Here is a 20,609-nt window from a genome sequence, read left to right on the forward strand (position 1 = left end):
CATCGACCGGAGACCACGCCCTCGTGAAACGCCTTTTCAACCGCCTGCTGCCGAAATCCTGGCGCTCCACCGTCGTCACCATTCCGGTCATCCGGCTGCATGGCACGATCATGGCCGGCGGTCAGTTCCGGCAGAATCTGTCGCTGGCCTCGACGGCCGGCCTCATCGAAAAGGCGTTTTCCTTCGATGCGCCGGCGGTCGCCATCTCGATCAATTCGCCCGGCGGCTCGCCGGTGCAGTCGCGGCTGATCTTCAAGCGCATCCGCGACCTGGCGGTTGAAAAGAACAAAAAGGTGCTGATCTTCGTCGAGGATGTCGCGGCCTCGGGCGGCTACATGATCGCGGTCGCCGGCGACGAGATTTTTGCCGATCCTTCCTCCATCGTCGGCTCCATCGGCGTGGTCTCGGCCTCGTTCGGCTTTCCCGAACTGATGAAGAAGATCGGCGTCGAACGCCGTGTCCACACCGCCGGCCAGAACAAGGCGGTGCTCGATCCGTTCAAGCCCGAGAAGAAGGAGGACGTCGAGCGGCTGAAGGCGCTGCAGCTGGAGGTGCATGAAACCTTCATCGATCTGGTCAAGGAGCGGCGCGGCACGAAGCTGAAGGACGATCCAGATCTGTTCACCGGCCTGTTCTGGACCGGCAAGAAGGGTCTGGAGCTCGGCCTCGTCGATGCGCTCGGCGACATGCGCACGGTGCTGAAGACCCGGTTCGGCGCGAAGACCCAGCTCAGGCTGATCACCGCGCCGCGCGGTTTCCTCGGCCGTTTCGGCCTGTTCGGCTCGAGCAAGGGCTTTTCAGCGCCCGATATCGCCGCCGCTGCCGCCAGCGGCGTCATCGATGCGGCGGAAGAGCGCGCATTGTGGGCTCGCTTCGGGCTTTGAAAACCGCGCAAAAGCGTCTAGCATGAAGGTTTGAAGTCCTATGCATGCCGTTTTCCCAACACCGGACACAGTTTTGGGCGACATGCATCAACCGACCCGACCGGCCGCCTTCGCCGGCCCAGCGTGGTAGGAGTTGTGACATGCCGCAGATCATCTTCTTCGCCGTCGTTGGCGCCGCCGCCTATTTCGGCTACCGCACCTTCATCCGGGAAGCGGAGCGTGTGACGGCCAAGGTACGGCGCACCGAAAAGCAGGCGGCCAATGGCGCGATGGGAACGCTGGTCAAGGACCCGAAGACCGGCGAATACCGGCTGGCCAAGGACTGAGCATCATCCCCCATACGACTGACGCCGTGGACACCGAGATCGGTTCGCGCACCTGGCACGCGCACGCCAAGATCAATCTGGCGCTGCATGTCACCGGCAGGCGTGCTGACGGCTATCACCTGATCGAAAGCCTGGCGGTGTTCACGCGCTTCGGCGACAGGGTCGAGATCGCGCTCGCCGATAGCGACGATTTCGCCGTGTCCGGCCGCTACGCGCCAGCGGTTCCCCTCGACGCCAGCAATCTTGTGCTCAAGGCGCGCGATGCCTTGCGGCGAGAGGTTGGCTCCGGGCGAACTCCGCCCGTCTCGATAAAGCTGGAAAAGAACCTGCCGGTTGCCTCCGGCGTCGGCGGCGGGTCGAGCGATGCGGCGGCCGTGTTGCGCGGACTGGCGCAGGCATGGGCCCCGGACATGGACGACGCCGGCCTGGCGCGGATCGGCCTTTCGCTTGGCGCCGACGTGCCGATGTGTCTGGCGGCAAAGCCGCTGGTGGCGCGCGGCATTGGTGACGAGTTGTCGATGGTGCCGGACTTTTCGGCGCTGGGACTGGTGCTGGTCAATCCGGGCACGCCGGTCTCGACGGCGGATGTCTTCGCGGCCCTGTCCCGCCGCTACAACGAGCCCCTGCCGCCGCTGCCGCGCAGCATCGATTTCCATAGCCTGCGCAACTGGCTGGAGATTACCCGCAATGATCTGGAGCCAGCTGCGCTTGCGCTGCAGCCCGCCATAGGCCGCGCGCTGTCATGGCTTGATAAGGCCGGATCAGGCTTTTCACGCATGTCGGGATCAGGCGCGACCTGTTTCGGCCTGTTCGAGACCGGCAATGTCGCCAAGCGCGCGGCGGCCGAAATCCGCAGCCGCCAGCCCGACTGGTTCGTCGCGGCGACGCGCAGCATGTCATCGGAGGCTGAGTGAAATGGCTGGGATCAACGAGAGCCGTTCGTTCGTTCCGGTGCGTATCGCGGTGCTGACGGTTTCGGACACGCGCAGCCTTGCCGACGACAAATCCGGCCAGACGCTGGCCAACCGCATCACCGAGGCCGGCCACATACTGGCCGCCCGCGATATCGTCACCGACGACCGCGACAAAATCCGCCATACGGTGCTGGCGTGGTCGCGCGACAAGGCCATCGATGTCGTCATCACCACCGGCGGCACCGGCTTTACCGGGCGCGACGTGACGCCGGAGGCGCTGGAGCCGATCTTCGAAAAGCGCATGGATGGCTTTTCCGAAGTGTTCCACCGCATTTCCTACGACAAGATCGGCACGTCGACGATCCAGAGCCGGGCAACCGGCGGCGTCGTCAACGCCACTTTCGTCTTCGTGCTGCCGGGCTCGCCCGGCGCCTGCAAGGATGCCTGGGACGGCATCCTCAAGGCGCAGCTCGACTACCGCCACACGCCCTGCAACTTCGTCGAGATCATGCCGCGCCTGGACGAGCATCTGCGGCGCGGAAAGTAATACGCGAAATTGCACTTCCAACAGTCAGCCTTCAGCGGATCACCGGCTCGCCATGAAAGCGCCGGCGCGAGGGGCGTGAAACGCCGAAGCCGACTTCCATCATCAGCCGCGGCGTGCGCGCCGGCACGGTGCCCATGTGGAAGCCGAAAGGGTCCTCGACGAAGCCGAGGCCGGCTTCGCCGGTCAGCGTTACCGGACTTTGCTCGCCATAGACGCCCAGCACCTCCTGGGCGGGATGGCCGACCAACAGGGTGAGCTGGTGCTTGATGGCGCGGCGCCTGTGGCTGCCCCTGACATAGACATGCGGCCCGGTGTCGGCGTCGACCGGCTTGAGGTAGAAGAAGAACTTCAGCATGCGCCAGTCGTCGAGGTCGAAGTGATACTTGCCGAGCGAGGCAAGGTTCTTGTCGGCGTCCGAGGCTTCGCCGGTCGGAAAGCTCCACCAGACGCGCGTCGTGATCAGTTTCGCCTGAGCGCCGAGATAGTGCGCGGCAATGTCGAGAAGCAGCGGATCGCGCTGTACGGCGAGTGCGGCCGGGCAGTCGAGGATGCGCTCGAAATAGTGCCCGCTGAGCAGAGAGCGGCCGAGGCGTTTTTTGGCCTGCGCATGGTCGCCCGGCATGAATTCGAGGCGGCGGTCGAAATTGCCGAAGCAAGGCGTGCGCGCCGCGAAATCCGCGATCTCTTCATGGATCGCCGGCGGCAGGACCAGGCCTGAAAACAGGCCGTCGGAACGCAAAGCATCGACCACCGCCGCCCGCGCGACACCGGAAAACATCGTATCCCCGACATTGTCGGCAGGACGCGCGCGCTTTGCGCCCAGCCAATGCATCCGGCGCCCAGGCATGGTGCGCGCGAGCATGAACATCGGCAACCAGGCAGGGTTTTCGCGCAGGTCCGTGAGATAGGTCGGAATGCGCACGGCAATGCGCCGCAGCAGGCTGCCGTTGCGCGCAATCGCCTCGAGACTGGCGGCTCCGGATTCGTCAGGCGTTGAAAGGGTCATCGGGTCCTCTTCCATGAGGGTGACACCGATGCCGCATCGGTGCCCACCACTCGCATGACCCAAACCCAATTCACCCACCTCGGGGAAGGCTAACCTCGCGTCAGATTTTGTGCAATGCACAATAAACAGAGCAGGTGCAAAAAATCACTTCGGCGCCCGGGGCTGCTGCTTGGGCGGCGCCACCCAGATCTCGGCTTCGAGCTTCTTCGTCGCCAGGCCACGCGCCAGCGCCTCGGCGCTGCCGGCGTTTTTCGACAGGGACGCCGCCTGGCGCTTGCTGATCACCAGCCCGTCGGCGAGCGCGCGGTTTCCCGAAAAGACCCGGGCGAGGAACGGCGCGCGGCTGCCGCGCGCGCGAGAAAACCGTGCCGCCATGGTTTGCCTCGCCGTGTGGGCGACGACCGCGTCGATCCAGCCCTCCACCAGCCGCGCGCCCGGCTCCAGTAACAGCAGCCAATCGCCCTTGGCCTGCCTTATCCCGGCGGCGATGCCGCCGCTTGCTACGTAGTGGCAGCCAGCATGCTCGGCGACATGATGCGTCTGGTCGGTGGAGCCGGTGTCGCAGACGATGACGTCGCGCACCACGCCCTCCACCGCGCCGCCGATCAGCGAGCCGAGCGTACGGGCGAGAGCCTCCTCGTCATTGCGGGTTTCGATGAGAACACTGAGCATATTTAGCCGAATAGCGGAAAGCCGCGCATAGCGCCAGTTTTTGCGGCGCAGCATAAAAAGTTCTTGCTTTGTTCTCATCGGCAAAATAGGAATAATTTCATGAACAGAGCGATTCGAAACAACATGGACAGTCCCTGGGAGCGGGCCAAGATGGAACCGATCGTGCGCGCCGACATTGCAGCCTTCGGGGCAGGGCGAGCCGAAATGGCCAATGCGATGATCGAGCAGAGTGGCATGCGCATCCGTCCGGACCGCAACCGCGGACGGTCGGCGGGCATCAATCCGTCCGGCCGCTTCGAACCGGTCAGCCGGCATGTGTTCGACGATGGCTGGAGTTCGCTGGAGGAACTGCCGCCGTTCAAGACCGAGGTGCAGGTGGAGAAGCCGCGCACCATCATCACCCGCAACGAATCGCCCGACATCTCCTTCGACCGGTCGATCAACCCCTATCGCGGCTGTGAACATGGCTGCGTCTATTGTTTCGCGCGGCCGACGCATGCGTTCATGGGCCTGTCGCCGGGGCTGGATTTCGAATCCAAGCTGTTCGCCAAGCCGGATGCGGCGCGGCTGCTCGACAAGGAACTATCCAAGGATGGCTACCAGCCGCGCACCATCGCCATCGGCACCAACACCGATCCCTACCAGCCGATCGAGAAACAGTACCGGATCATGCGCGAGATCCTGGAAGTGCTGGAAGCGCGCGGCCATCCGGTCGGCATCGTCACCAAATCCGCTCTGGTGACGCGCGACATCGACATATTGTCGCGCATGGCCGAACGCGGGCTGGCCAAGGTGGCGCTGTCGGTGACGACAATGGACCGCATACTGGCCAGGACGATGGAGCCCCGCGCGTCGACGCCGACCAAGCGGCTCGAAGCGATCCGGCAGCTTTCTGACGCCGGCATTCCGGCTTCGGTCATGGTGGCGCCGATCATCCCCGGCCTCACCGACCAGGAGATGGAGCGGATCCTCGATTCGGCGTACGCCGCCGGTGCGCGCGAGGCAGGTTACGTCGTGCTGCGTCTGCCGCTGGAGGTCAGCCCGATCTTCAAGGACTGGCTGCTGCGCCACTATCCCGACCGTTACCGCCACGTGATGTCGCTGATCCGCTCGATGCGCGACGGCAAGGATTACGATTCGGAATGGGGCAAGCGCATGAAGGGCGCTGGACCCTACGCCTGGCAGATCGGCCGCCGCTTCGAAATCACCGCCAAGCGGCTTGGCCTCAACACCGAACGGCGCACGCTGCGCACCGACCAGTTCGTCGCCGCCGGAAAGGACCAGGAGCAGCTGATGCTGCTGTGAGACTGCAATTCGCCGCGGCGGTTTGAGCTGCCACGGCGCACAAAATCCCGTCCGGCCTGCCCCGGCCTGCAGACGGTGCCCTCCCGGTCCGGCGCCCCACCCGACCCGGAGGGACTTGCGGAGAATCGGAGCCGATGCGAACCTCGCCGCAACATGGCTCGCGCGCGTTCCGATTCTCCGCTTCTCTTCGAAATCGTCGAGAAACCCGATTTCTCCTTCGAGACGAAGGCGATGGCTGATGGGCTTTGGCCAGTCGCGGGGATGGACGAGGCTGGCCGCGGTCCTCTGGCCGGGCCGGTGGTCGCCGCGGCTGTGGTGCTCGATCCTGCCAACATCCCCGAAGGCCTCGACGATTCCAAACGGCTCAGCCATTTGCAGCGCGAAGCACTGTTCCTGCGCATCCTCGGCTCCGCGCAAGCGGTCTCGATGGCCTCGATCAGCGCCGAGGGCATCGACGGCAGCAATATCCTCAAGGCCAGCCTCGAGGCGATGCGCCGCGCTCTGGTCGGGCTGTCGGTTCGACCGAAGCTCGCGCTTGCCGACGGACGCGACGTGCCGCCTGGATTACCCTGCGACGGCCGCGCCTTGATCAAGGGCGACCAGCGCTCGCAATCGATCGCCGCCGCCTCCATCGTCGCCAAGGTGATGCGCGACCGCATGATGTGCGGCTGCGGCAGCTACCACGACCGCTACGGCTTCGAGGTCCATATGGGCTATGCCACGGCCCGCCACCGCACGGCGATCGAGGCGCATGGCGCGGTTGCACGGCTGCACCGCGTGTCGTTCGCGCCGTTCAGGCTGGGCGGGGCGGAAGTGACCGAAGAAGAGAGCTTCGCAGAGCTCGATTGAGCAAACTGGCCGAGTGGGCGATCTCCGCTCTCGTTCGGAGATCGATAGCGTTGACCTCAGCGCTGAAACAAAAAAGCCGCCAGGTTGCCCCGGCGGCTTTCTGATTTCCAAATGTTGTCAGCCTAGTTCAGCTTGGCCTTCACATCCGCGAGCGAAGCCTTGAACAGGTCGGCTCCGGCCTTGACGTCGACCTTCGCGGCGAGCAGCGCGCGGGCGGCTTCGACGGCGATGTCGACGGCACTGGCGCGCACCTCGGCGACCGCATCACGCTCTGCCTGACCGATCTTCTGCTCGGCAAGTGCCGTGCGCCGGGCAACATAGTCTTCGGTCTTCTTGTGCGCTTCGGTGGCGAGCATTTCGGCCTCGCGCTTGGCGGCCGCGACGATGTCGGCAGCCTCCTGCTCGGCTTCCTTGCGCTTCTTCTTGTACTGGCCGAGCAGTTGCTGGGCCTCGTCGCGCAGTTTGCGGGCCTCATCGAGTTCGCTGCTGATCCTGGCAGCGCGGGCGTCGAGCGCCTTGGCGATCAGGCCGGGCACCTTGATGTAGATGGCGACGCCCAGGAAGATGATAAGGGCAATCGTGGCCCAAAGCGTTGCGAGAGATGTAGCGTCCATGATGCGCTCCTCACCGGCCCACGGATTTGACCGCGGCCGCGATCTCGGCCTTGCTGGCCTTGCCGCCGACCAGGGCCTCGACGATCGCCGAAGCAGTGTCCTCGGCAATGCTGCCGACTTCCTTCATGGCGTTGGCCTTGATGGAAGAAATGCGCGCCTCGGCTTCGCCAAGCTTCTCGTCGAGCGCGGCCTCGATCTTCTTGCGTGCGGTCTCGGCTTCCGCCTTGGCAGCATCGGCGGCCTGCTGGCCGATCGAGCTGGCGTTCTTCTTGGCTTCCGCCAGTTCCTGCTCGTAGGCAGCAACGGCGGCGTCGGCCTCGCCCTTCAACTTCGCTGCCTGATCGAGGTCCTGGCTGATGCGATCGTTGCGGACATCGATGATGCCGCCGACGCGCGGCACCACGACCCGCTTCAGGAAGAGGTAGAACAGCCCAAAAGTGATCGCCAGCCATAGAAGCTGCGACGGGAAAGTCGCAGGATCGAAGGGCGGAAATGCGCCATGCGCTTCGGCAGGCACGCTGGTACCGGAGTGCGTATCGGCTCCGGTCGCGGCGTGGCTGGTATCGGCTGATGGCGCGGACTCTTGCGCGAAGGCAGATGTCACGAACATGGACTATCCCCAGATATCAGGCCCGCCGCTCGCGCGGCCGGCCTGTCCAATCTTCCCAAAGCCTGGCTCAGCCGAACAGGGCCAGCAGCGCAATGAGAAGCGAGAAGATGCCCAGAGCTTCGGTCACGGCGAAGCCGAAGATCAGGCGGCCGAACTGGCCATCAGCAGCCGACGGGTTGCGCAGCGCGCCCGACAGGTAGCTGCCGAAGATGTTGCCCAGGCCAATGCCTGCGCCACCCATGCCCAGGCAAGCGATGCCGGCGCCGATGTACTTTGCTGCTTCTGCGTCCATTTGTTCAACTCCTTTGGATCTGAAATTCCGTTGCGTTTCCATCCGGCGCCGACGTCGTTGGGCCGGAAACTTTTCCTCAATGCCCGGGATGCAGGGCGTCGTTGAGATACATGCAGGTCAACACCGCGAAGACGTAGGCCTGCAGGAAGGCGACCAGCAATTCAAGCGCCGTCAGCGCCACCGCCATGGCCAGCGGCAGGACCGAGCCCGCGACGCCGACCGCGCCGAGAGCGGAGAGGCTGACGACGAAGCCCGAAAACACCTTCAGCGTGATGTGACCGGCAAGCATGTTGGCGAACAGACGAACCGAGAGGCTGACCGGCCGCGAGACGAAGGAGATGACTTCGATCAGCACCACCAGCGGCAGCAGGAACACCGGCACGCCATGCGGCACGAAGAGTTTCAGGAAGCCGAGACCGTGCTTCATGAAGCCATAAACCACCACGGTTCCGATCACCAAGGCGGCGAGGCCGAAGGTGACGATGATGTGGCTGGTGACGGTGAAGAAATAGGGGAACAGGCCGAGCAGATTGGCGACCAGCACGAACATGAACAGCGAGAACACGAAGGGGAAGAACTTCATGCCCTGCGTGCCGGCGGCATCGCGCAGCATGTTGCCGACGAATTCATAGGCCATCTCGGAGATCGACTGCAGGCGGCCGGGAACCAGGCTGCGGCTCGATGTCGTGAGGAACAGGAACGCGGCGGCGACGACCACGGTCGCGACCATGAACAATGCCGAATTCGTAAAGGACAGGTCGTAGCCGCCGATGTTAATCGGAACCAGCTTGATGATATGGAACTGGTGGATCGGATCGACCTTGTCAGCTGCCACGTTCTAACCCCGTCAATGCCGCGTACGGCCAAATTACCATTGCCGCACGAGGGCGGCTATTTCCGAATGCCGCCTGAAGGGCGGTCATTTGCTGTCGTCCCGGCCAGAGCGCGATTTATCGCCCTGTCCGAATTCTGCCACAACGCCTGCCGAACGCATGACATTGAGCACGCCGGCGCCAAAACCAAGCAGCAGGAAAACGATCAGACCCCACGGCGATGTCCCCGCCATACGGTCGATGATCCAGCCGATGCCGGCGCCCACCACCACACCAGCGATAAATTCACTGGAGAGTTTGACCGCCTGGCCATATCCGGCCGCACTGCCCGCTTTCGCGTCGTCTTTCCCCTCGAGCCGGTTCGGCAGCCTTGTCGCAAGCGATGCTTCAAGTTCACGCCGACGTCGCTCAAGATCGTCGTCGCGGATGTCAGGTTCATGCTGCTTGCCGCGGCCGGTTTCTCCGGTTCCGTCTGGCCTGCTTTTATCGGCCATCGCAACCCCCCTGCCCGGTCAGACCGTCACCGTCCGTCCGCTTCTAAAGTCGCCGGCAACATAGTTAGAGGGTTTGCGCCCGTCAAGCCACGGGCGGAAGATCATTGCCATGTATTTTAAGCAATAAAATCAATTAATTAGTGAGGTGCGACATCGTGCCCGTCGCGATGATGGGGATGTGCCGTGCGAATCCTCCCGGCAATGGCTCCCTGATCGAGCCTGTGGCCGATGGAAAAGACCATCGGCCGGCGAGCTCTCAACTCCAGCCGCCGCCATAGGTGCGGTAGAAGATATGCAGGCCGATCTTGGTCATCTTCTGCATGGTGCGCGCCCAGCCCGGATGGACATATTGGGCATAGTAGTGGGTCGACGATCCGACCTCGGGAATGAATATCTTGCCGGCGGTGACGGCCATGGCGATGTCCTGCGCGGTCTTGTAGGCGGCCGGGCTTTCGATGCGCTTCTTTCGGCCGTCGCAGGCGAAGGAGAACTGGCAGCGGTTGAACCAGCTGTCATTCTGGTAGACCACGCCGCAGATCGAATTGGGATAGGCCGGGTTGCGCACGCGGTTGAGGATGACCTGGGCAACGGCGGCCTGGCCGCGCACGGATTCGCTCCGCGCCTCGAAATAGATGCCATTGGCCAGGCACTTTTGCTCAGGCTTGGAGAAGACGCTGGCCGGAAGCGGGTTCTGGATCCATGAATGGTCGCCCTTGGCCATCGGCGGAATAAAGCGGCCGCTATTGGGCTGCTCATCCTGCAGCAGAGCTTCGAAGGGCGAGGCCTTGGCATAGTCCGGCTCGGATTGCGCGTAGGCCGTCGCCAGAACATCCGGATGATCGTTGTTGACCAAAGCGGCAAGCATGGCCGGCACGCCGGGATCCGGCTTCTTGTCCTCACGCGCGTGGAATTCCGCGGCGATCTGGATTTCCTTGCCTTTGATCTGCGGCTTGGCGAAAGCCATCTTCAGGCCGCCGTCCATGCTCGGCCGCATCAAGGAAGAGGTCCGCTGGAAGATCGAACCGGCGTTGAAGTTTTTCGGCGGCGCAACGGGAGACACCTGGACGATGCGGCCTTTCTTGTCGGCGCGCACCACGCGGTCCTCGTCGGGCGAGCCACTGACCTTGCCGCCCTTGCCGCGAAACGACACGTTGCCGACGCCAGCCAGATGAATGCCCGATCCGGAGATCGAGCCGGTGACGCCGGAATCGACAAAGGGCATCTCGGCGGCATGGGTCGAACCGGCGACGGATCTCTCGACATAGGAATTCCAGCGCGCGGTCGGCGATTCGAGGCCGGAGACGAGACTGGTCATGTCCTGATAGGCGGCAACGGTCGGGAAGCCGATCCAGATGCCGAGGCCGATGATGAAAGGAGACACAAAATTGCGTTTCTTCTCACCGGCGGCGGCGACAAGCCGCTTCAAGACGCGTCGATGCACGGAACTCTCTCCAGGAACGCTACTGACCCCACTGGAGAGCAAAATGATGCATTAACCTTGATGGGACGTTAACGGGATCGATCGGGTTTTCTCAGTCGGCTCAAGGTCGTGGTTTCGAAGTCGGGCGGTTTTACGGCCGGAGCGTTCAGGCGGGTCGCAGGAAGACCGGCCAGGCGATCAGCGCGCAGACGGCAGCCGACAGCCAGACACCGGACCAGGACCAGAGGTGCAGCAACCCCGGAATGGCCACCGGCACAAGGAAGAAGCCAACGAAGACAAAGGTGTTAGCCAGGCTGAGCGCGGTTCCGACATGGCCGGCGCCGGCAAGCGTGGCAAGCTCGGTATAGGCGACACCATGCCAGGCGGAGACCGAGATGCCCGCGACAATCAACACCAAGGGAAGGACGGCGATCAGAAAGGACTGGCCGCCCGGCAATGCGGGGCTGGTCAGGACCATCAGCCAAAGCACAGAGAAGGCCAACCCGCTGAGCGCACCGCACGAGCGCAGAAACTGGCGACGGTTGCCATGGCGGTCGGTGAAGCGGCCGCTCCAGACGCGCATGACCATGGCGCCGATCTGCACGGCTGCGAGGCTCGCGCTGATCGCCGCTGTCCCCAGCCCGACGAAGTCGTGCAGGAACACCGATGCGAAAGTAAGCACCGCCACTTGCGGGAAGCAGAGCAGGCCGATGGCGGTGGCGATGCGCCAGACCTTGATGTTGCGCAGCGGCGCCGGTCCGGCCACGGCGGACGTAACGACGTGACCCGTCGTTGGCGGTTCGTGCAGCCAGCGCCAGGCAAACAGCGCGGAGAGAGCGGAGGCGCCGGCCAGCAGCGCGAACACCGCGGAAAAGCCGAAAGCAAGCGCAAGCGACGGCAGGACAAGCGCGCCGAGACCGCCGCCGAGTGGCACCGCCGTCTGCCTTATGCTCATGGCGAAACCGCGCTCGTTTTCCCGGAACCAGCCCATGATGGCGCGGCCGCTCGAGCCGTTGACGCTGCCGCCGAGCAGTCCGGTGAGGAGCAGGCCTGCCGACAGCAGCATGACATCGGGAACGCCCGACCTTGTCGGCACGACGAGCATGGCCATGGCAAGGAGCCAGGCCGCCGTCGCGCCAAGCCCGATCAGGAGCACGCGGCGATCGCCCCAGCGATCCGTGAGCAAGCCCCAGGGCAATTCGCTGAGCGCAACGCCCAAGCCGAGAAGGCCGAGTGCCAGGCCAAGTTCGGCATTGCTTAGGTGGTAGCCCTGACGCAGCACGACCGCCGTTGCCGGTATGCCGGAGAAGGTGGCCGAGAAACTGGCGTTGGCGGCGACACCGATGCCCAGGACCTTCCAGCGGTGGCCGGGGCTGAACACCCTTCCGGCAGGGCCGGCAGCACTGCCTCCCAGCAATTTCTGCGTGTCTTTGTCGGTGCAGTCGAGGATGGCGGACATGGTTTCATTCCCGTGACGGCCCAGTCGCCTGGACCTTGACGGCATTTCTCTAACGCCATAGGTTTATCCTTAAAATCAGGAAGTTTTTGACTATCAATCCTGAAAAGCAGGACGTTTCCATGCAACGCGTGACCTTCGACCTCGACGTTCTCCGCAGTTTTGTCACCGGCATGGAGCTGGGCAGCTTTGCCAAGGCCGCCGACCGGCTTGGCCGGTCGACCTCGGCGGTCAGCGCGCAATTGAAGAAACTGGAAGAGCAGGCTGCGACGCCGATCTTCCGCAAATCGGGGCGTGGGCTGGCCTTGACCGAGGCCGGTGAGACTATGCTCGGCTATGCGCGGCGGCTGCTCGAACTAAATGACGAGGCGGCGGCGGCCATCCACGATGTCGAACTGGAGGGCTGGGTGCGGCTCGGCCTGCAGGAGGATTTCGGCGAGGCGGTGCTGCCGGACGTGCTCGGCCGCTTCGCCCGCGCCCACCCCAAGGTCAAGATCGAGGCAAGGATCGCGCGCAGCCACGAGCTTGCCGAAAGGGTGATGTCAGGCAACCTCGACATCGCTCTCGCCTGGCACAGCGGCCAGACGCTGCCCTACAGCGAGCATGTCGCCGATGTTCCAATGCGCTGGATCGGCCCGGCAAAGCGCATCGAGACCAGTTTGCGCGACGGAGAACCGCTGCCGCTGGTGGCGCTCGAGGCGCCATGCCTGTTGCGCACGGTGGCGACGGAAACGCTCGACCGCGCCGGGCTGCCCTGGCGCATGGCCTTCTCCAGCCCGAGCCTTGGCGGCATATGGGCGGCTGTCGCGGCGGGGCTGGGGCTGACGATCCGTACCGATATCGGCCTGCCGGCCAGCGTCAGTGCGATGACGCCAGAGATTGCCGGTCTGCCGGCGCTGCCCAAGATGGCGTTGTTCCTGCACCGCCGGGATGCCGAACCCGAGCCGGTGGCGGCCCGCCTCGGAGACATATTGCTGGAGGCAGCGCGGCAGGCATTGCCGGGCAATGCGCGGATTGTGGGCTTGCGTGCGGTCGCCTGATCGGACGAGTACTGACGCTCAGCCGCGTTTCTTGGCCCGGCCGGCGAACGGATTGTCCGAGGTGCGCAGCGCGATGCGGATCGGCACGCCCGGCATGTCGAAGGCTTCGCGCAGGCTGTTGGAGAGATAGCGCACATAGGATTGCGGCATCGCATCCGGCCGCGAGCACTGGACCACAAAGCCCGGCGGCCGCGTCTTGGCCTGGGTGACGTACTTGACCTTCAGCCGGCGCCCGGCAACGGCGGGCGGCGGGTGATGCGCCAGTATGGCTTCCAGCCAGCGGTTGAGCTTGCCGGTTGAGACGCGGCTGTTCCAGACCTTGTGGGTCCGCAATACCGCATCCATCAGCTTGTCGAGGCCGCGCCCGGTCTCGGCCGAGACCGGCACCGCCTGGATGCCGCGCACCTGCGGCAGCAGCCGCTCGGTCTTCTCGCGCAGTTCCGCCAGAAGCTCCTGCGGATGATCGATCAGGTCCCATTTGTTGAAGGCGATCACCGGCGCCCTGCCCTCGCGGATGATCAAATCGGCGATCTGCAGATCCTGCTTCTCGAAGGGAATGGTGGCATCGAGCACGATGATAACGATCTCGGCGAAACGAATGGCGCGCAAGCCGTCCTGCACCGACATCACTTCCAGCTTTTCGTGGATCCTGGCCTTGCGGCGCATGCCGGCCGTGTCGAACAGCTTCAGCCGACGGCCATGCCAATCCCAGTCGACGGAGATCGAATCGCGGGTGATGCCGGCTTCCGGTCCGGTCAAAAGCCGCTCCTCGCCGATCAGCGCATTGATCAGCGTCGACTTGCCGGCATTCGGGCGGCCGACGACAGCGATGCGCATCGGCTTGGTGTCGTCGTAGGTGTGCACATCCTCGGCGTCAGGGTCGGCAATGTCCTCGCCGATCAGCACCTCGGTGGCGGCGATCTCGTCGTCTTCGCCCTCTTCGTCTTCGCCGAAGGCGCGCGCCTCGCCGATCGCCGCGATCACAGCATCGCGCAGATCGGGCATGCCCTGGCCATGTTCGGCCGAAACCGGGATCGGTTCTCCCAGCCCGAGTTCCCAGGCCTCCAGCATGCCGCCCTGCGCGCCCTTGGCCTCGGCCTTGTTGGCGACCAGCACCACCGGCTTGCCGGACTTGCGCACGATCTCGGCGAAGGTCCTGTCGTCGGGCAGCAGGCCGGACTTGGCGTCGATGGTGAAGAAGATCAGGTCGGCTTCGTGGATAGCGATCTCGGTCTGCGCGCGCATGCGGCCGGGCAAGGTCGATGCGCCGGCGTCCTCGAAACCAGCTGTGTCGATGACATCGAAATGCAGATCGTAAAGCTTGGCGGCATGGACGCGACGGTCGCGGGTGACGCCCGGCGTGTCGTCGACAAGCGCCAGCTTCCTTCCCACCAGCCGATTGAAAAGGGTCGATTTGCCGACGTTAGGTCTGCCGATGATGGCGACTTTGAAGGTCATACGGTCCTACAATCATGCATGTCGTTGTCCCAAAACCGCTGCACACTTTTGGGCGACATGCACTTACGAGGCATTGCCCGAGCCGCGGATCAGCTCGGACATCAGCGTTGCCCGCTCGCGGGTGTTGCGCGGGGCTCCGTCATCGGCCGCGATCTGGTCGAACAGTTTCAGCGCATCCTGGGTCTTGCCTTCCTTCCAGGCGGCAAGGCCGAGCGCCTCGCGCGCCGTGTGGCGCAGCGTGTTGGTGTCCGATGTCAGCGCCTCGACGCGGCTGGAGACGTCGGCGAAGGAACCGTGGTCGACGAGCAGCAGCGCTGCCCTGAGCCGCGCCATGTCGCGAATGCCCTGGGGAATGGCGGTGTCGGCGGCGACATCGTCGAAATCCTTGACGGCGGCAGCAGTGTCGCCCTTGCTCGCCTTGACGGTGGCGGCACGCATGCGAGCAAGCAGCGGATAGGCGCCGTAGCCATCCTTTTCCAGCTGGTCGAGCGCGGCCAGCGCCTCGTCGTTCTTGCCGTCATTGGCCAGCTTCAGCGCCTGCGAAAAGGCATCGCCGGAGCGGTTGGCGCGCGTCTCGTCCCAATAGCGATAGCCAACGAAGGCAGCGGTGCCGAGCACCACGAGGATCGCGATGACGAGCAAAGCCGGGCCGAAACGGTCCCACAGCTTCTGCGCCTGCTCGCGACGCATCTCGTCGTTGACTTCACGGATAAAACTGTCGTCGGACATCAATCAAAACCACTTTTGCCCCGGGCCGGGGCGGTTCATGAGCCCGCGTTTTAGCGAAATTTTGTCGGCATGGAAGGGGTTCGGCCGGAAAATCGCCTATTCCCCAGGGGCAAACGGATGTTTGCCCGGCCAAACCGCCCAAAAAGCCCAATCGCACCCACGCCACAATTCGGGGATAGCCGGCTTGTGACCGCCCGGAGCCTGTAAGTTTGCCGATGCCCAGTTTGTCCCGCGTTGCTGCGTTCGCGCTTGCCTCCCTCGCCTGTGCCGGCGCCGCTCTAGCCGATCCGCCCGCACCGCCAATGCCGGCAAAGCCGAAGCAGGTGGTCATCATCTCGTTCGACAGCGCCCGCGACATCTCGCAGTGGAAGCGCAGCCGCGCTCTGGCGCAGCGCACCGGCGCGCATTTCACCTATTTTCTCTCCTGCGTCTTCCTGCTGTCGCCGGAGACACGCAACGAATACACCGCACCGGGCAAAACAGCAGGTAAATCCAATATCGGCTTTGCCGCTTCCAAACAGGAGGTGGCCGAGCGGCTGGAACAGATCGGCCTCGCCGCGCATGAAGGCCACGATATCGCCAGCCACGCCTGCGGCCATTTCGACGGCAAGGACTGGAGCAAGGCCGACTGGCTGAAGGAATTCGCCTCGTTCGCACACATTCTCGAGAACGCCTATGCAATCAACGGCATCGCACCTGAACCCGCCGGCTGGCGCGATTTCGCCCGGCATTCCGTGGTCGGTTTCCGCGCGCCCTATCTGTCGGGCAGCAAGGCGCTTTACGAGGCGCTGCCCGCCGCCGGCTACGAGTTTGACGCCAGCGGCGTCTCGCAAGGGCCTGCCCAGCCGCCGACCATCGGCGGCATCACCCGCTTTTCACTGCCGCAGATCCCGGAAGGTCCGAATTCCAGGCCGGTGATCGCCATGGATTACAATCTCTATGTCAGGCATTCCGGCGGCTTCGAAAAGCCGAGCAAGTCGGACGAGTTCGCCGAGCGGACCTATCAGGCGTTTCGCGCCGCCTTCGACGCGCAATATCAGGGCAAGCGCATTCCGCTGGAACTCGGCTTCCACTTCACGCTGATGAATGACGGCGCCTACTGGAACGCGCTGGAGCGCTTCGCCGGCGAGGTCTGCGTCAAATCCGACGTCGAATGCATCAGTTTTCACGACTATATCGCGCGGCAGGCTGCCGGCCAGAAGCAAGCCTCGGTTGGCGGCTGAGCCGCCAACCCGGTTTACGTCAAACCCTCACTATGCCGGATCTTCGGCGCCCTGCCTTGCCAGATAGCGCTGATCGATATCGGGCAGCGGCTCGCCCAGCAGCGTCGCCTCGAAGGCGCGCAGGCGCTTATGGACCGATTGCAGCTCGACAATGGTCGACCACGAGGTGAGGAGGAACTGCAGCGAACCCGTCACCTTGCCGAAGGCGTTCGAGATCTGGTTCAGCGCACCGAACGTTATCTTGTGCGCGACCAGTGACGGACCCAGGATCAGCAGCGAGAAGATGTTGTCGGCCTGCAGGTAGGTGTACCGGACGACGTTGAAATAGATGTAGTGGAAATAGAGCCTGAAATAATTGTGGCGGACATTGGCAAACAGCTCGGCGGTGGTGGCAGGCTGTGCACGATCCACATGATCCTCGCCGTAAACCAGTTCCTTGCGGTAGGCGGCTTCGACGCGCTGGTTGCGGAACTGCAACCCCGGAAGTTTCAGGCCGGCAATCATCACCGAGATCGTTCCGAACAGACACCAGGCAAGCGCCGCGACCACCAGGGGCTGCGGGATCGCGCCGATGATCGGCAATTCGCTGATATGGGCCTGCAGCTGGATCATCACCGGCAGGAAGGCGATCAAGGTCATGATCGACTGGACGAAGCTGGAGCCGAGATCTTCCATGATCTGCGAAAACCGCATCGTGTCTTCCTGGATGCGCTGCGAAGCACCCTCGATATGGCGCAGCCTAGCCCAGTTCTCGATGAAGTAGTTGTTCATCGCCGTGCGCCAGCGGAAGATCCAGTGGCTGACGATAAAGGCATTGACCACCTGCACATTCATGCCGACCAGCGCCAGCCAGGAAAAGTCGGCCAGCCCGGTATAAAATTCACCGTTGGTCGATTTTCCGGTCCCTGACATCAGCCCCTGCACATAGTCGAAGAAAGGCCCGTACCAGGCGTTGACGGCGACGCTGACCTGCACATTGAAATAGATGAAGAACAGGATGACCGCCGTCATCAGGATCGACCAGCGCTGCCACGGATGCGGCGAATACCAGCTCCAGAATGCGTAGAAGATGGCGACGCAGGCCACGAAGTAGATGTAGAACCAGAGGAACGGCTTCGACACGAGAACGGCGATACCGATGATGGGCGGCGCGTCGGCGGCGGCTGCCGGCAGGCCAAAAATCGCGCCCAATTGCTCACCGCCGAAAAACCAGAACAGGATCGCCGCAAGGCTCCAGATGGCGGCCGAAGAGAAGAAGAGCTTCGGCTGCGGGAAGAAGGATACGAACACTGTGGCGAATTCCTTGCTTGATGGGCAAATCAGCTGACTTCGGCGGGCATAAAGTCACACATTAGGGGGAAAGAAAATGCCTGCCCGATGCCCGGCGCAGAGCAAGACCACAAATCATGGCGATTTTGGCACGGCCGACCACGTGATGACGCCGGAGACCACCAGCATGGCCGCAGCGACAATCGAAGCGAGGAAGAAATTGCCTGACATCTGCGCCAAAAGGCCGGCGGCGATCGGGCCGACGATCTGGCCAAGGCCGAACGACGCCGTCATCAAGGCAAAGATGCGCCGGGGCGCCTGTGGCGCCTGCTGGCGGGCGACCTGCAGGCCAAGCGCGGTGATGGCGATGAAGGTGCCGCCAAGCAGCAGACCGCCAAGCAGCGGCCCGGAATATCCGCCAAGCGCCACGCTGGCGGTGACGCCGATCACTTCTATGAAACATGCCAACGCATAGGCTGCATTGAGCCCGACCCGTCCGGCTATCTTCTGCCACAACCAGGTCGAGGGAAAACCGGCGAGGCCGGCGACCAGCCAGACCATGGCCTCGAAGACGCGGCTGCCGCCGCCCTGGCGGACGATGGCGACCAGGAACGTCGCCGTCACCACATAGCCAAACCCAAACAGGCCGTAGGCGACGATCATCTTCATCAGCGACCGGTCTTTCGGCAGGGCCGGCTCACGGACGGCTTGGCCGTTGGCCAGCGGGCCTTCGTTCGCCAGCAGCGTCACGACCACGAAGCCGCAAGCTGAAATTGCCGCCGACCACAACCAGCCCGCAGCCCAGCCGGCATGCTCGGTGACCAGCACCGCCATCATCACCGCGGAGATCGCGATGCCGAGGCCGACACCGCCGAAATGCCAGGCCTGCAGGTCGCCACGACCGGCGGCATTGATGTGGCTGAAAACGATGCTGGCCATGAACACCATGACGAAGGCGCTGGCCAGACCGGCCAGAAAGCGGATGAGGAGAAAGGCGACCATGGCGTCGGTCAGCCCCATCAGCGCCGCCAGGACGGTGCTGGCGCCAAGACTGCCCAGCATCAGCAGACGCTCGCGGCCATGCGCCCAGCCGCCCGCCGCCACAAACGCGCCGATGAGGTAGCCGAGATAATTGGCCGAGGCGATCCACCCGGCATTGGCCGGCGACAGATGCAGCTCATCCATCATGCCGGGCAGGATCGGTGTATAGACGAAGCGGCCGATGCCCATGGCCATCGCCATCGCGATCATGCCGGCGACGGTGAAGCGCAGCGCTGTTGAGGTGGCCGATCTCATTGCAGCGCACAATAAATGCAGGGATCGCTGAAACAATCCACCATCCGTTGGGCCAGTGCGCGCGCAGAGAGGCGCGACGGGTTCGACTCCTAATTGAGCTGAAGGCGCGTCATCGGCTTAGCTGCGCCCACCCAAACCGGCATGCAACGAAGCGGTCTCGTGCACCGTTCGCCGGGCCGTCAGCCTGAACGGCACGTCACCCAATTCACGCTCCGACATGGTGTTCAGCACGGGATGCGACAGCGGATCGGTCAGCCATGTCTGCGTGTCGTTCTGCGCGCGCGACCCGGACGGCGTGCCCATGGCGAACAGAACCTTCAGCGACGACAACAGCCTTGACATTTCCGGCTCCTCGGATCTGGCTCCCATCGATAAAGTCTGCCGTTCCCTCTCGTCATTCAATTGAGATTTCAGCCGGAACGGTTTAGAAAATCTCAAATGGCCATGCTCAACCGCGTTCATCTCAACGGCCTTCGCGCCGTCGAAACCGTAGCCCGTCTCGGCTCGCTTGCTGCGGCCGCCGGCGAGCTCAACGTTTCCGTCAGCGCCGTCAGCCAGCAGATAAGCCGCACCGAAAAGCAGGTCGGCCAGGCGCTGTTCGAGCGCACGGCAAGTGGTCTGGTGCTGACCGAGTTCGGCGCCGTCTTCGCGACCCGCCTCGGGGCTGGATTTCGCGAGCTTGCGCAGGCCGTGGCGCTGGCCGACGAAGCGAGCCAATGCACATTGGTCGTCTCGGCGGCACCGGCCTTCGCTTCGAAATGGCTGCTGCCCAGGCTGTCGCGTCACTTCGACCGCCATCCCAATGTGCTGTTGCGCATCGACGCGTCGGTGCGGCTGGCCAATCTCGACCATTCCGACGTCGACATCGCCATCCGGCTTGGCGACGGCAAATGGTCCGGCGGCCAAGCCGAACTGCTCCTGGCGCAGGAAGTGTTCCCGGTCTGCGCACCTGACATCGCCCGGAAACTGAAGTCGATCGAGGACCTTGCTCAGACCTGCGCCATTACCGACGAGCGGGCGATGATCAACTGGGAGAGCTGGTTCGCGGCAGCCGGTGTTGCGCCCGTCACCTTCCAGAAAGGCGCGCGCTTCACAGACCCGATGCTGTGCCTGGAATCGGCGATTGCCGGCCATGGCGTGATGCTGGGCTGGCAATTGCTGACAGCGGATGCGCTGGCCGACGGGCGGCTGGTGGCGCCGTTCGGCATCCGCGCCCAGAGCGGGCTCGGCTACTGGATGGTGACCGCGTCGGCCAAGACGGAGAGCCGCAAGGTCCGGGATTTCAAGGCCTGGATCAAGGAAGAGATCGAGGCGACGATGGCGCAGTTCGGATCACTCGAAAGCGCTGCTTAAGCTTGGCCCACCGCAAACC

At 63.8% G+C, this 20,609-nt stretch carries 23 protein-coding genes; 9 read left to right on the forward strand and 14 right to left on the reverse strand.

Features of this window, described 5'->3' with window-relative positions:
- Positions 1–23 precede the first annotated feature (23 nt).
- The 4 genes from JG747_RS27375 to moaB all read left to right on the forward strand — a co-directional run bounded on the left by JG747_RS27375 (position 24) and on the right by moaB (position 2,671).
- Positions 24–884, forward strand: a complete 861-nt coding sequence (locus JG747_RS27375) for a S49 family peptidase (protein WP_019856934.1) — start codon at positions 24–26, stop codon at positions 882–884.
- Between the two features lie 140 nt (positions 885–1,024).
- Positions 1,025–1,210, forward strand: coding sequence for a membrane protein (locus tag JG747_RS27380; RefSeq protein WP_019856933.1), 186 nt, complete (start codon positions 1,025–1,027; stop codon positions 1,208–1,210).
- A 26-nt stretch (positions 1,211–1,236) separates the two neighbouring features.
- A complete protein-coding gene (locus JG747_RS27385; protein WP_019856932.1) occupies positions 1,237–2,124 on the forward strand; it encodes a 4-(cytidine 5'-diphospho)-2-C-methyl-D-erythritol kinase in 888 nt (295 codons plus the stop codon).
- A gap of 1 nt (position 2,125) precedes the next feature.
- Complete coding sequence (moaB, locus tag JG747_RS27390) at positions 2,126–2,671, forward strand: molybdenum cofactor biosynthesis protein B (protein WP_019856931.1); 546 nt, start codon at positions 2,126–2,128, stop codon at positions 2,669–2,671.
- Between the two features lie 31 nt (positions 2,672–2,702).
- Here moaB and JG747_RS27395 read toward each other — a convergent pair whose 3' ends face one another.
- A complete protein-coding gene (locus JG747_RS27395; protein WP_038652318.1) occupies positions 2,703–3,677 on the reverse strand; it encodes a hypothetical protein in 975 nt (324 codons plus the stop codon).
- Positions 3,678–3,821: 144 nt separating this feature from the next.
- The gene (locus JG747_RS27400; protein ID WP_019856929.1) at positions 3,822–4,349 is read right to left on the reverse strand and encodes a glycosyltransferase; all 528 of its coding nucleotides are present in this window, start codon (positions 4,347–4,349) and stop codon (positions 3,822–3,824) included.
- Between the two features lie 150 nt (positions 4,350–4,499).
- Here JG747_RS27400 and JG747_RS27405 point away from each other — a divergent pair, with 150 nt between their 5' ends.
- Positions 4,500–5,654 (forward strand): PA0069 family radical SAM protein, encoded by a 1,155-nt coding sequence (locus JG747_RS27405; protein WP_027046604.1) that lies wholly within the window; start codon positions 4,500–4,502, stop codon positions 5,652–5,654.
- 153 nt (positions 5,655–5,807) lie between these two features.
- Positions 5,808–6,503: a ribonuclease HII gene (locus tag JG747_RS27410; RefSeq protein ID WP_202360420.1), complete on the forward strand. Its 696-nt coding sequence runs from the start codon at positions 5,808–5,810 to the stop codon at positions 6,501–6,503.
- A gap of 122 nt (positions 6,504–6,625) precedes the next feature.
- On the opposite strand, the gene JG747_RS27415 is transcribed toward JG747_RS27410, so the two are convergent.
- The 7 genes from JG747_RS27415 to JG747_RS27445 all read right to left on the reverse strand — a co-directional run bounded on the left by JG747_RS27415 (position 6,626) and on the right by JG747_RS27445 (position 12,225).
- On the reverse strand, positions 6,626–7,117 hold the full coding sequence (locus JG747_RS27415; RefSeq protein ID WP_019856926.1) for a F0F1 ATP synthase subunit B: 492 nt from the start codon (positions 7,115–7,117) through the stop codon (positions 6,626–6,628).
- A gap of 10 nt (positions 7,118–7,127) precedes the next feature.
- Positions 7,128–7,727 carry a F0F1 ATP synthase subunit B gene (locus tag JG747_RS27420; RefSeq protein WP_038645349.1) on the reverse strand — a complete coding sequence of 200 codons (600 nt, stop codon included), beginning with the start codon at positions 7,725–7,727 and terminating at the stop codon, positions 7,128–7,130.
- A gap of 67 nt (positions 7,728–7,794) precedes the next feature.
- On the reverse strand, positions 7,795–8,019 hold the full coding sequence (locus JG747_RS27425; RefSeq protein ID WP_013896722.1) for a F0F1 ATP synthase subunit C: 225 nt from the start codon (positions 8,017–8,019) through the stop codon (positions 7,795–7,797).
- A 76-nt stretch (positions 8,020–8,095) separates the two neighbouring features.
- Entirely contained in the window at positions 8,096–8,854 is a 759-nt protein-coding gene (locus JG747_RS27430; protein WP_019856924.1) for a F0F1 ATP synthase subunit A, read from the reverse strand.
- Positions 8,855–8,938: 84 nt separating this feature from the next.
- Positions 8,939–9,346, reverse strand: a complete 408-nt coding sequence (locus JG747_RS27435; protein ID WP_010914825.1) for an AtpZ/AtpI family protein — start codon at positions 9,344–9,346, stop codon at positions 8,939–8,941.
- A 256-nt stretch (positions 9,347–9,602) separates the two neighbouring features.
- Positions 9,603–10,787, reverse strand: coding sequence for a cell wall hydrolase (locus tag JG747_RS27440; protein WP_202360421.1), 1,185 nt, complete (start codon positions 10,785–10,787; stop codon positions 9,603–9,605).
- A 145-nt stretch (positions 10,788–10,932) separates the two neighbouring features.
- Positions 10,933–12,225, reverse strand: coding sequence for an MFS transporter (locus JG747_RS27445; protein ID WP_202360422.1), 1,293 nt, complete (start codon positions 12,223–12,225; stop codon positions 10,933–10,935).
- A 119-nt stretch (positions 12,226–12,344) separates the two neighbouring features.
- On the opposite strand from JG747_RS27445, the gene JG747_RS27450 reads away from it, so the two are divergent.
- Positions 12,345–13,262: a LysR substrate-binding domain-containing protein gene (locus tag JG747_RS27450; protein WP_202360423.1), complete on the forward strand. Its 918-nt coding sequence runs from the start codon at positions 12,345–12,347 to the stop codon at positions 13,260–13,262.
- 18 nt (positions 13,263–13,280) lie between these two features.
- Here JG747_RS27450 and der read toward each other — a convergent pair whose 3' ends face one another.
- Both der and JG747_RS27460 read right to left on the reverse strand, forming a co-directional pair.
- Positions 13,281–14,720, reverse strand: a complete 1,440-nt coding sequence (der, locus tag JG747_RS27455; RefSeq protein ID WP_202360424.1) for a ribosome biogenesis GTPase Der — start codon at positions 14,718–14,720, stop codon at positions 13,281–13,283.
- Between the two features lie 63 nt (positions 14,721–14,783).
- Positions 14,784–15,449 (reverse strand): tetratricopeptide repeat protein, encoded by a 666-nt coding sequence (locus tag JG747_RS27460; RefSeq protein WP_019856919.1) that lies wholly within the window; start codon positions 15,447–15,449, stop codon positions 14,784–14,786.
- 215 nt (positions 15,450–15,664) lie between these two features.
- Between JG747_RS27460 and JG747_RS27465 the strand changes: the two genes are divergently transcribed.
- Positions 15,665–16,672, forward strand: a complete 1,008-nt coding sequence (locus JG747_RS27465; RefSeq protein WP_202360425.1) for a polysaccharide deacetylase family protein — start codon at positions 15,665–15,667, stop codon at positions 16,670–16,672.
- 30 nt (positions 16,673–16,702) lie between these two features.
- Here the strand turns inward: JG747_RS27465 and sbmA are convergent, their stop codons facing one another.
- The 3 genes from sbmA to JG747_RS27480 all read right to left on the reverse strand — a co-directional run bounded on the left by sbmA (position 16,703) and on the right by JG747_RS27480 (position 19,579).
- The gene (gene sbmA, locus JG747_RS27470; RefSeq protein ID WP_019856917.1) at positions 16,703–17,962 is read right to left on the reverse strand and encodes a peptide antibiotic transporter SbmA; all 1,260 of its coding nucleotides are present in this window, start codon (positions 17,960–17,962) and stop codon (positions 16,703–16,705) included.
- 114 nt (positions 17,963–18,076) lie between these two features.
- Positions 18,077–19,237, reverse strand: coding sequence for a YbfB/YjiJ family MFS transporter (locus JG747_RS27475; protein ID WP_202360426.1), 1,161 nt, complete (start codon positions 19,235–19,237; stop codon positions 18,077–18,079).
- Between the two features lie 117 nt (positions 19,238–19,354).
- Positions 19,355–19,579 (reverse strand): hypothetical protein, encoded by a 225-nt coding sequence (locus JG747_RS27480; protein WP_019856916.1) that lies wholly within the window; start codon positions 19,577–19,579, stop codon positions 19,355–19,357.
- Between the two features lie 96 nt (positions 19,580–19,675).
- Between JG747_RS27480 and JG747_RS27485 the strand changes: the two genes are divergently transcribed.
- Positions 19,676–20,590 carry a LysR substrate-binding domain-containing protein gene (locus JG747_RS27485; RefSeq protein WP_064983174.1) on the forward strand — a complete coding sequence of 305 codons (915 nt, stop codon included), beginning with the start codon at positions 19,676–19,678 and terminating at the stop codon, positions 20,588–20,590.
- Positions 20,591–20,609: the final 19 nt, after the last annotated feature.

This window comes from Mesorhizobium sp. 131-3-5, from assembly GCF_016756575.1.
GTDB lineage: Bacteria > Pseudomonadota > Alphaproteobacteria > Rhizobiales > Rhizobiaceae > Mesorhizobium > Mesorhizobium jarvisii.